The organism is Butyrivibrio sp., from assembly GCF_015056685.1.
Lineage (GTDB): Bacteria > Bacillota > Clostridia > Lachnospirales > Lachnospiraceae > Butyrivibrio.
The window spans coordinates 56,764-59,307 of the sequence record NZ_SVFW01000024.1; the positions used below are offsets into that span (position 1 = coordinate 56,764).

A 2,544-nucleotide genomic window follows, 5' to 3' on the forward strand; every position below is an offset into this window, starting at 1 on the left:
GCATTCTGCTCGTTTCCTTCAGAAACTTCTGTTGTTTCCTGCGCTGACTGCGCGTCAGGGCTTTCAACTGGGGTTGAAGCACAGGCAGATAGAACCATTGTCAGTGCCATAACTAAAGCCACAAATCTTTTCTTCATAACATTTCTCCCTCATATAAATATACGCTAATTCAATAATACACCAATTCTCTGATAAATGAAAAAGCCCCTCCATCTTTATGGAGAAGCTCTCTATTACTGGATCTGTTCGTCAATAAGTTTGACAATTGTATTTGTTGCGCTGTGAAGATTACTCTTGTTCATGTTCTCAATGAATTTCTCGCGGTTTTTGTAGAGATCTTCGATTGTTTCCACAAGGATGTCCTCATCAAGATCATCGTTATCAATTACAAGTGAGAATCCCTGCTGCTCAAAAGACCTTGCATTAAGCATCTGGTCTCCTCTGCTTGATTTAGTTGAAAGCGGGATCAAAATGTTCGGCTTTTTAAGTGCAAGTAGTTCGCAGATTGAGTTAGCTCCTGCTCTTGAAACTACTATGTCAGCCATAGCAAAAATGTCTTTTAACTCATTTTTAACGTATTCAAACTGCTTGTAGCCCGGGACAGTAAGTTTTAAATTGTCCATCTTTTCTTTTCCGCAAATGTGGACAACGTTAAAATATGGAAGGAGTCTTGGAAGGGCGTATCTTACAGTCTCATTAACTGACTGTGCGCCAAGGCTTCCGCCGATTACCATAAGTACAGGCTTGTCATCCTCGAATCCGCAAAGCTTTTTTCCAACTTCTTTATCACCAAGTCCAAGCTCTTCTCTTATTGGAGTTCCTGTAAGAACAGCCTTATCAGCAGGCAAAAGACGCATTGTCTCCGGGAAGTTACAACATATTTTTTTTGCTCCCGACATGCTAAGTTTATTGGCAAGTCCGGGTGTCATATCTGATTCGTGAACAAGGTATGGAATCTTTAATGCTCCTGCAGCTCTCACAACAGGAACGCTTACAAATCCGCCTTTAGAAAAAACAACGTCAGGTTTAATTCTTTTAAGAAGTTTAACTGCCTCTGTGAATCCCTTTAAAACTCTGAAAGGATCTGTAAAATTCTTTGGATCAAAATATCTGCGAAGCTTACCTGTGGCTATTCCAAAATAAGGAATGTTGTAGTCCTCAATAAGCTTTTTCTCGATTCCGTTATATGAACCAATATAATAAATTTCATATCCAGCTTTCTTCAGTGCTGGGATCAATGCGATATTAGGTGTTACATGACCGGCACTTCCGCCACCTGTAAGCACTATTTTTTTGATCGGTTTATCGCTCACTTTTTATTCCTTCTTCCAATTCTAAAAATATTCTGCACAACATTATACCATAATTTACCTGATTTCGTAGGTGAGCATATCCTGTTCTTCATATGGCACAATAAGCTCATTTACTATTTTGTCTGAGAACTCTTTTACTCCATCCAAAACTTCCTCGTAGTTATCAAGAGTCATCTCATACTCGCCATTTATCATCTGATCAAGCATAAGCTTATTGATCTCAGGAGAGAAGTGGATTGAATCCATGTAATTATACAGATTTGTTATTACATCCGGTTCGTTCTGGAAGCAGAAAATCCTGACATTATCATATTGCAAAAGAGCTTTCGTCATCTCTTTTTCACAATAGATATAGGCATCTCTTTCTCCTGTTCTATAAACACCGTCCCACCAGAGCATTGAATAAGCTGGGTAAAAGAACATGAACTGTGTCTCAGGGTGATCAGCTACCTCTTTTGTCAAAAGAGCTATGTTAGCACTTAACTTGTCGCTATAGATTGTCTCATCCTGCATTTCTACTACATCGATAGGTCTGTAGTAAAGCCCCAGAGCCATCTGAATATCAAAAGTTTTCCACTTGGCCCAGTTATATGAAAGTCCCTCGTCGTAATCTCCAAGATAGGAATTGGCTATCATATATGGAATCTTTTCAAAGAGCACATCCTTATTAAAAAGATATTGCACATCATTAAAAGGATTGTGATCATACAGGTACATTGGGCAGCCTGTAGACTCATAGGTAGTTTCCGCATCTGCTGAAAGTGATGAAGGATCGATATTGTAAAAGACATACTTTATATCATGGTTTTCATAGGCTTCATCCATAAGGTAACAAAGGTCTGCGGTGGCGCCATATGAGCGGATCGCCTTTATCGATTTTACGCCATAAGCCTCATCATACCAGGCATTGTCATTGTTCTCCATAACAGAGGAACCAACTAAAAGTGTGTCGTAGTCAAAGTGCCTTAATGTGCCTATGCATTGGTATTCTTTGTCGTTAAGGACTTCCTTAAGTCCAAGCCATGGTTTGTGGTAGTGGTAAAAGGGGTCAAAAACATAGACTACTGCCCCGACTGTAAATATGAGGATAAGAACTGTGATTATCAGTCTTTTTATAAAATTTTTTGATGACATTTTTGTATTATCCATTAAACTCCCTTAAGTAGATATGGGGATTACTCCCCATACCCCTTTTCAGAACCGTACGTGCGCTATTAACGCATACGGCTCC

The 2,544-nt window shown here is 39.3% G+C and carries 2 protein-coding genes; both read right to left on the reverse strand.

Annotation, left to right across the window (positions count from 1 at the left end; genetic code table 11):
• Window positions 1–233: 233 nt before the first annotated feature.
• The gene (locus E7303_RS10135; RefSeq protein WP_292145160.1) at window positions 234–1,298 is read right to left on the reverse strand and encodes an undecaprenyldiphospho-muramoylpentapeptide beta-N-acetylglucosaminyltransferase; all 1,065 of its coding nucleotides are present in this window, start codon (window positions 1,296–1,298) and stop codon (window positions 234–236) included.
• Window positions 1,299–1,367: 69 nt separating this feature from the next.
• Window positions 1,368–2,462 carry an SGNH/GDSL hydrolase family protein gene (locus E7303_RS10140; RefSeq protein ID WP_292145153.1) on the reverse strand — a complete coding sequence of 365 codons (1,095 nt, stop codon included), beginning with the start codon at window positions 2,460–2,462 and terminating at the stop codon, window positions 1,368–1,370.
• Between the last annotated feature and the right edge of the window lie 82 nt (window positions 2,463–2,544).